The sequence below is a fragment of the Bacillus sp. L_1B0_5 genome (genome assembly GCF_000836715.1).
GTDB classification, from domain to species: domain Bacteria; phylum Bacillota; class Bacilli; order Bacillales; family Bacillaceae_G; genus Bacillus_A; species Bacillus_A thuringiensis_S.
In genome coordinates this window covers 1-8,222 of the sequence record NZ_JXIS01000129.1, presented here as the reverse complement: position 1 = coordinate 8,222, position 8,222 = coordinate 1, and the positions used below count along the sequence as shown (strand labels likewise).

Below are 8,222 nucleotides of genomic sequence, written 5' to 3'. Positions count from 1 at the left end.
AAACAAAAGGCACATATGAGGTACAAACAGAGGTATCTATGATTGATCCACATTCTGAATCGAAAATGAAAACAGGTTATACGTTGTTTGTAAAACAAGATGGAAAGCAATGGATCGTAACAGATTTAAAAACAAAATAGGAGAGGGGCATGTATATGTTCAATATAAATCATTTTGTGTTAGGAATCGGGCTGGAAGGATTTTTCGAAATGATGAAGACACAAGGAACATACGCGTTATATTGTGCGTTTATCATTGTTATCTTGATCGTAGCGGCAAAGCGTGCATGGGGAAAAGCGATTACGTTAATTGTTGGCGGCGGGATTGTTGCATTCTTCATTAACAAACCAGATGCATTAAAAACAATCGGAACGTGGTTAGGCGGATTGTTTGGCGTATAAGTAAGGGATGGAAAGGGAGAGGGCTACATGAAGGAAAAAGAATCAAAATCTATCATTGTCTATTGTTTCGGAAGCTATATGAACTATATGCGAAGACAGTACGAAATCATGGGGTATCGTCTTCCGCGTGCGGTCACATGGAGGGCACTTGGTTATTTTGCGGCGGTAGAAGCGGGGCTTGTAGCCTTCCGCTTCCTTCCTCCCTTTAAGTGGATATTTGGAGGTATGATCGATCAAGTTTGGCTCATGTATTATGGTGTGATTCCTCTTTTCCTCGTATGGGGCGCGGATAAATATAAAACAGATGGAAAATCACTTTTCTCTTTTGTTCGGTCCTGGATTACATTTCGTTTACGGAAACATCAAAGTAGTCGATTGGTGAATCTACCTAAACTCAAAAAACATGTGTTTTATGGTCATATATGTATACAACATGAAGTCAAAGATTTGCCAATTGTACATTCATTCAGTGAAGAAGAAAAGAAAGACATACACGCTTATGATGTAACATTTTTACCCCAAAAGGAGGAAGTTGAATATGTTGAAAACGATGAACAGACCACCATTAAAGCACGTTGAAAAGAATTTAGCGTTTAGTATAGATGGAAAAGTATCCGCAGTATATGAAGTAGACGGATTCGAATACGATCATCAAGATGAAAGTACGAAAAAAGTATATTATCGCAATCAACTCGCTCTTTTTACCCATCAAGAATATGATGTCCACTTACTTGTGATTCCTCGTACAACAAATTCAGATGAAATTCTGGATGAACATATTTCCACTTTAAAAGGGCCAATGGCACCAACGGGACGCTTTCTATTTAAAAAAGTAAAAGAATACTTAAGGAATGCGGCCATAGCGAAAGAGAACATGGAATATCGTTTTTTCATTTTAGTACAGCTGAACATGGAACAGAAAGAAAGACAAGTTCGTAACCCTGTTGTAGAAACATGGAAGTTTATGAAGAAGGTAAGAGAAGGATTTGCAGAGACAGCTCAAAACATATCGGGTATGAATGTGACGGATATTTTAGAAGAAGAAATCGAAAATTATTTAGAAGTAGAAGACGTGTTATTTAGCCAGGTTAGAGGGGCCTTTCATAATACAAGACGTGCGAAACCGTCTACAACGCGCTTTTTATTCCATCATAACTTTAAACGTGGCATGAAAGCACTGAATCGGGATCAAAACTGGAAAGTAGGTTCTACAGTTACGTTGCAAAATGAAGAAGGAAAGGCGGTAAAAGTCCGTCGGCCAGATTTACAAGAAATGGTGCAATTAACAGATACGGTGATCGATGAAAGCCCAGGACGTTCTCTTATACTCGAAAGACAAAATGAAGAAGGGGAAATTGAAACCTCTCATGTTGCTTTTCTTACGGTGAAAGATATGCCCGAAATATCGGCTTTTCCTGGTGGAGAGTGGATTTATCGCATTCAATCTCATTCGTTAAAGTTTCCTGTTGAAATGAGTATTCGAGCGTATCACTTAGAAAACCAGATGGTCACACAAAAACTATCGAATAGTGAACTGGAATTAAACGATCAACGCCAACAAGCAATGATAGGCGGTCGCACAACAGATTTAACAATTGATCGTAAAGCAAGGGGCGTCAAAATTGTAAAAGATCGATTTGAAACAACGGGAGCACCTGGATATGAACTAAGCGTACTATTTTGCGTGTACGCCGAAGATGAAAAAACATTGAGATCACGTGTGAATTTGCTCATTACAGAATATCGCAAAATGAAAATTGAGTTAGTTAATCCATATGGAGAACAGCTTGCATACTTCTATGAGTTCTTACCAGGCTCTAAACGTTACAATACGGACTTTAAACTGTTTGTGGAGCCAGGTGTACTTGCACAAGGAATGTTCGGGGCGACAACACAAATTGGCGATAATCAAGGGTTTTACATTGGAAAGACAAAGAAATTAAATCGTCCTGTTTTTATTCGTCCAGAACTCGCAGCGAAAGCATTAGACAACATTGTAACAGCGTTTGAAAGTTTATCGGTTATGTTTGCGGGGCAAACAGGGAAAGGGAAATCCTTCTTAATGAACTTACTCGCTTTCTGGATTGTGATGAGTGGCGGAAGGGCATTTATCATCGATCCAAAAGGGGACCGCACAAGATGGCCAGAATTATTGCCAGGGTTTAGCGAGGATACCTTGCAGGTATGGACGCTTGGGAAGAATAAAGAAGATGCGGGCTGTTTAGACCCATTCCGAATTAGTGCAACGATAGAGGATGCGAAGAGTCTGGCCCTTGAAATTTTGACGTTCTTATCGGATGTAGGACTAGAGGATATCCGATATGACTATTTATATAAAGCGATTGAACGAGTGGCGGAAAAAGAAGATGCATGTTTAACTTTGGTTCGTGTAGAGCTAGAGGAAATGAAGAAGGAACCTAACTTATTGCCAACTGAATTAGAACGGTTAAACGCTCTTACAAATCGTTTAGCAACCTTAGAAGGCATCCAGCTAGGAGACTTATTGTTTGGTAGACCTGGTCAAGATTATCGCGTATTAAGTCTAGAACGTCCGTTACAAGTATTACAAATTCAACATTTACGCATTCCAAAATCAGAGGAAAAGAATGAGAGTGTTACAGACAAATTATCTCGTAGTATCTTAATTGCATTAGCGGCCTTTGGTAAATCCTTAATGCATTCCGACCGTAGTATTTTCAAGGTATACCTACAAGATGAGGCATCCAGTATTTTGAAAAATAAAGAGGGTGCGGCGTCTTCTGACAAAATCATTCGAGAAGGACGTTATCACAATATCGGATTGTATTTAGGAACACAAAACGCATCCGATTATCAATCTGAAAACAAAGAGGTTGCCAATGTGGGTATGAAGTTCTGTTTTGCGCTGAAATATGATAAGGAAGCGGAAGAAATGTTGCGTTACTATAACTTACCGGTCACAGAAGAAAATATCTTAATGTTACGCCAGCTTAGACGCGGAGAAGCCTTATTCCAGGACATTTTTGGGCGCACCGCTGTTGTAGAAATTGATCCTGTTTTCCAAGAATTAAAGACTGCATTTGATTCCTCTACGAAAACAGACGAAGAACGCGCACAACAATTAGCGTAATTCGTATTACAATACAGATAAGAGTATTCTAAATTATCTGTATATGGAGGATGGAACGATGAAAAAATTACGTATGTTATCTGGATTATGTGTAGCAGGAATGTTAATGGTAACGGGTGTTGCGGGTTGCTCAAATGAAACAAAAAGTAATGCGAATCAACAAGAAAATCAGAAAGAACGTGACATGAAAGAAGCGGATAAAGCCGCGATGGAGTATGTAAGAGCTTATATTGAAATGGATTCAAATAAAATTAATGACTTGTTATATAAGAAATATGACTTAGGTAAAGATGAAGTTATGAATCCTGGTGCTAGCAAAGGAATGAAAGAAAGATACGACTTATATCGATATGATTTAAAAGAGGGAGAAAATGAATATTACTATCGTGTGAAATACTTTGATCCTGTAGAGAATGCTCAAATGGGAAGAAAATTAAGAATGGTAAAAGATGAAAAAGACGGAAAGTGGAAAAATTATGAATGGGCATGGGATTCCAATAATAGTTTAGATTCAATTGTAGGAAGTGTGAAACCTGTACATGTCCATAAATGGGGGCAAAAGGAATGAAAAAACTTTTCTCTATTTGTATGATTCTTGTATTCTTTTTACTACCGTTAGGGCCTCATGTGGCCCTAGCGGAAGATACAAAAACAGAAGAAAAACAGGAACAAAAAGGGGCACGAATTTCCGAAAATTTATTTAGTGGATACACAGATGGAATTTACAAGGATAAGTATTATGAGATTGATACGTACCAGCCAAAGGAAGATGAAAAAAACGTATTTCAAAAAGTTGGTGGGTACTTATTTGGTGATGATAGTGTAGGAAAAGACTTACAAAGAATGTTGTATACAACCTGTCAATGGCTTGCCAACATGGCGTTTCAATTAAATGTGATTCTGGGCCAATTAACGATTTTCTTAGTGGATCAGGCATTGAATCTGGATATTGTAGATACGGTGGCGGATAAATTAGGGGCGGCTATGCAAAATATCGCAGGTATTGGAAAAGGCGGTTTTTTATCATCGGGGCTATTCCCCGCAATTATCGGTATTGCGTGTGTGTTATCCGCTTGTTACGCAGGCTATATCTTCTTTATTAAGCGCCAACCCTCAAAAGGTCTAAGTGAGTTAGTGAAAACAGTATTTGTTATTGCTTTTATTGTTACGTACATTGGGAACGCAAGTACAATCTTAAAGAGTGCAAATACAATTAGTTCTGAAATTAGTGTAACAGTATTAGCAAAAGCAACAGGGACGGTTGCGGGTGATCCAGGACGTTCCAAAGCGGACGCAATCTTTTCAGTGAAAAAGCAAATTTGGGATTTATTAGTTGAACGACCATATTTATTTTTACAGTATGGGGAAGACTCAAAAGAAAAGTTAGGTGCTCAACGAGTAGATGAATTATTGGCAAAATCACCAGGGAAAGAACGCAATGAAGCAGTTGAGAAGGAAGTGAAAAAAGGGAATCAAATGATGGTCATTTCTTCTGTAGGAGAACGCCTTGTATTTACAGTGATGTACTATGTCGTGAATACATTCGCAGGTGTTCCAGTCATCGCATTCTGTTTACTGATTGTAGCATTCCAATTATGGTTCCTTGTCATGAGTATTATCTCACCAATCGTCATGGCGGTAGCTTTATTGCCAGGACACCGCAGAGTCATTGAAAGCTGGGCTTCACAGTGGATTAGACCATTGGCATTAAAAATTTTTATGTCTGTTATGCTGGTTATCATCTTTACGGTGGCAGAATTACTGTATGTATTACCAGAAGCGGGCGTTGCAGGATATGTGTCTACAATGATCTTCCAAATTCTTGTTTTCGTTCTTTGCTATCTGTTTAGAGATAATATTGCGGCGGCCTTTAAGCGAGTGAAAGGTGTATATAAAACGGTCACAGATATAACCCTTATGACTGAAAATGTTGTAGATAAAGGGAAAGAATATGCTGGAAATACAATTTCTTATATAGGAGACAAAATGGGGGCGCATTTTAACAGCGCGGCTGAATTGGCGGCGGCAGGCGGCCAGTTAGAAAATGCAGGGACAGACGACGAAAAGACAAAAGCCAATCCATTAATACAAGCAAATATACCGAATGAGTTGCCCAATAATCAAACGGAACAAGAAAAAGAAGAGAATAAAAAGAAAGGAAAGCTTATTTCTTTACAGGATCGTGATAAAGAGGGGGATTTACCACAGCAGGAAGGGAAAGAACAAACACCAGGTGAGGAAGAGGCACCAATGCAACAAGACCTTATCAGCTTAGATAAAGAAGCATTAGAACAAGAAATGGAAGGACAACAAGAAGGAACAGAAGTAGAAGAATCAGAAATGGAGGTTCAACCAGAGTTGGTATCTTTACAAGACGAGGAAATTCCAACAGGAGAAGAAGTTCCAACTGATATAGAGGGATATGAAGAAATCCAGACAGAAGTACCAGAGCAAGAGGTACCATTAGAAGAAGTTCCAACTGATATAGAAGCATATCAAGAAATTCAAACAGAAGTACCAGAACAAGAGGTGCCATTAGAAGAGGTTCCAACTGATATAGAAGCATATCAAGAAATTCAAACAGAAGTACCAGAACAAGAAATGCCACTAGAAGAAGTTTCAAGCGATATGGAGGCATATGAAGAGATTCAAACAGAAGTCCCAACACAAGAAATTCCATTGGAGGAAGTGTCACCAGATCATGAAACATTTGAAGAAATCCCATCCGATATCCCACAACAAGACATTCCAACAGAAGAAATTCCGATGGATATTTCAAGAGAAGAAATACAGCCAGAACAGGAAACTTCAACACATATTCCACAACAAGAAATCTCAACGCCAATTGAAACAGATGCAAGTGAACCTTTAATACCAGATACAATTCGTGCAGATGTAAATGAAGAAGGTGTCATTGTCCCTCATACACCAGAAACAACAAGTGCGGATATTCCAGACGCTATTCCTGCAGAAGTGACTGAAGCGGGGAGGATTGTTGCAAAAAAATATGATATAGATGTCGAGTCAACTACACAAGGGATAAATTCTTCTGACTCATTTATCCCAACGGAATCCATTTCCCCAACTGATTTAACAAGAGTAAGTGAGAAAGAAATAAGCAAAAATGAACCGATTCAAGGAGAAGCGGAAACAATCGATACATCAGATATACAATATGGAGCTGTAGCCGCGGGAAGTGAAAATTGGATGCCTTCTACTGATCCACAAAACTTAGATAACTTAGATGATTTGGAGCCACCAAAAAAAGATGAGTAGAGTCCTAGACTTTTAGGACTTTACTATTTTTTTACGAAAAAAGGAGCGATCTAGCTATGAAACACTGGGGATTAACGTGTATGAAAATGGTGAGTATCAGTATTTTTCTTTGTATTGGGTGTTTAGGATGGATGAACATAATCATTCTTTTCATACAGAAAGAATGGACGACAGATTTATTAGGATGGATTGGTTTAGGGTTACTTATCTGGTATATGCTCATTCTTTTAACTCTCCAAATTATCCATAACGAGTTACGTTTCTCTATTGATGACAGGGCCAAACTAGCCTTTTTCATCTGGTTTGTAGGAATCGGTCATTTTGGATTATTAGACTTTATACAAAACCAGCAATCTACTCTTTTAACGTTACTATTTCATATTTTTGCGATTATACCTATTCTTTTGGCCCTTACATATGGGCTGATTGTTCAAAAATATTCCAATCAATCTTGATACATGTTGTAAGGGGGGAGGGATGATATGAGACCAGAAATAAAAGAAGTTATAGATAAAACGGTACAAGAAGAGATTGCACAAGAACAAAAAAAGAAGAGAAAGAAGTCCTGGTTACTGAAACTTCTTTTTGGAAGTTCTACTTTCACAATAGGATTGTTCGTCTGTATTGGATTTATTTTATTTATCGTTTTGGCGCAAGGCATTGGCAAAAAAGAAGAGGAAGCGCCAGCAACCATCCCAAGTAATGGAATGACGGTTTGTCGGCCAGGTGGAAAATCAGTGGCACCAGAAGAATTACAACCCCACCTAGGCGGCGTTTTTACAGGGAAAGCACAAGCTTTTTTAAATGCAGGAACACAAAACCAAATCGATCCCGTTTTATTAGCAGCCATTGCAAAGTTGGAAACGGGGAACGGTACTTCTAATGCAGTAAAGAACTATAACAACCCTGGTGGCCTCATGGACCCTGGTAGTTCACAAATGAAAGGATTCATGAAGTTTGCCATTTTAGATGAAGGAATCAACGCTATGGCCCGAAACTTATATAAAAACTATATCGGTATGGGGATTACAACCATAGAAGCAATTGGAGCGAAATATGCACCACCAGGAGCCGCAAATGATCCGCATGGCACAAATGGTTTATGGCCAGTATTAGTAACAAAATTTGTGGCGCAAATGGGCGGACTTACTTTCAATTGTGAAGCGGGAAAGCCAGGCGGCGTTGTAGATACGGGATCAGCAAGCTCACAAGGGTTTATTCGTCCTATCGCCCAAACAACGATTACAAGCCCATTTGGGCCACGCTGGGGCACTATTCATAAAGGTATTGATTATTCTTGCCAAGACGGTGTCACATCAATTGCCGCGTCGAAAGGTGGCGTTGTAGAGTGGGCGAAATTTGGCGCTTCCGGTTCGGGGTTTGGCGGATATGGAAACGTAGTTGTAATTAATCATGGGAATGGATATTGGAGTTTA

The 8,222-nt window shown here is 39.0% G+C and carries 7 protein-coding genes and 1 pseudogene; all 8 read left to right on the top strand.

Annotated elements, in window-relative coordinates:
* Positions 1–140 (top strand): annotated as a pseudogene (locus RT27_RS35490) (conjugal transfer protein); the annotation flags it as partial.
* Between the two features lie 9 nt (positions 141–149).
* Complete coding sequence (locus RT27_RS29210; protein WP_043938597.1) at positions 150–401, top strand: TcpD family membrane protein; 252 nt, start codon at positions 150–152, stop codon at positions 399–401.
* Positions 402–428: 27 nt separating this feature from the next.
* Positions 429–980 carry a TcpE family conjugal transfer membrane protein gene (locus RT27_RS29205; RefSeq protein ID WP_043938596.1) on the top strand — a complete coding sequence of 184 codons (552 nt, stop codon included), beginning with the start codon at positions 429–431 and terminating at the stop codon, positions 978–980.
* On the top strand, positions 940–3,510 hold the full coding sequence (locus RT27_RS29200; protein WP_043938595.1) for an ATP-binding protein: 2,571 nt from the start codon (positions 940–942) through the stop codon (positions 3,508–3,510). Before RT27_RS29205 ends, RT27_RS29200 begins: the two co-directional genes overlap by 41 nt.
* Positions 3,511–3,568: 58 nt before the next feature.
* The gene (locus RT27_RS29195) at positions 3,569–4,078 is read left to right on the top strand and encodes a hypothetical protein (protein ID WP_043938594.1); all 510 of its coding nucleotides are present in this window, start codon (positions 3,569–3,571) and stop codon (positions 4,076–4,078) included.
* On the top strand, positions 4,075–6,786 hold the full coding sequence (locus tag RT27_RS29190; RefSeq protein ID WP_043938592.1) for an isocitrate dehydrogenase: 2,712 nt from the start codon (positions 4,075–4,077) through the stop codon (positions 6,784–6,786). Before RT27_RS29195 ends, RT27_RS29190 begins: the two co-directional genes overlap by 4 nt.
* A 56-nt stretch (positions 6,787–6,842) precedes the next feature.
* Entirely contained in the window at positions 6,843–7,241 is a 399-nt protein-coding gene (locus tag RT27_RS29185) for a hypothetical protein (RefSeq protein ID WP_043938590.1), read from the top strand.
* Between the two features lie 27 nt (positions 7,242–7,268).
* Positions 7,269–8,222: glucosaminidase domain-containing protein (locus RT27_RS29180; protein WP_043938588.1), on the top strand; the 954-nt coding region annotated here is incomplete at its 3' end.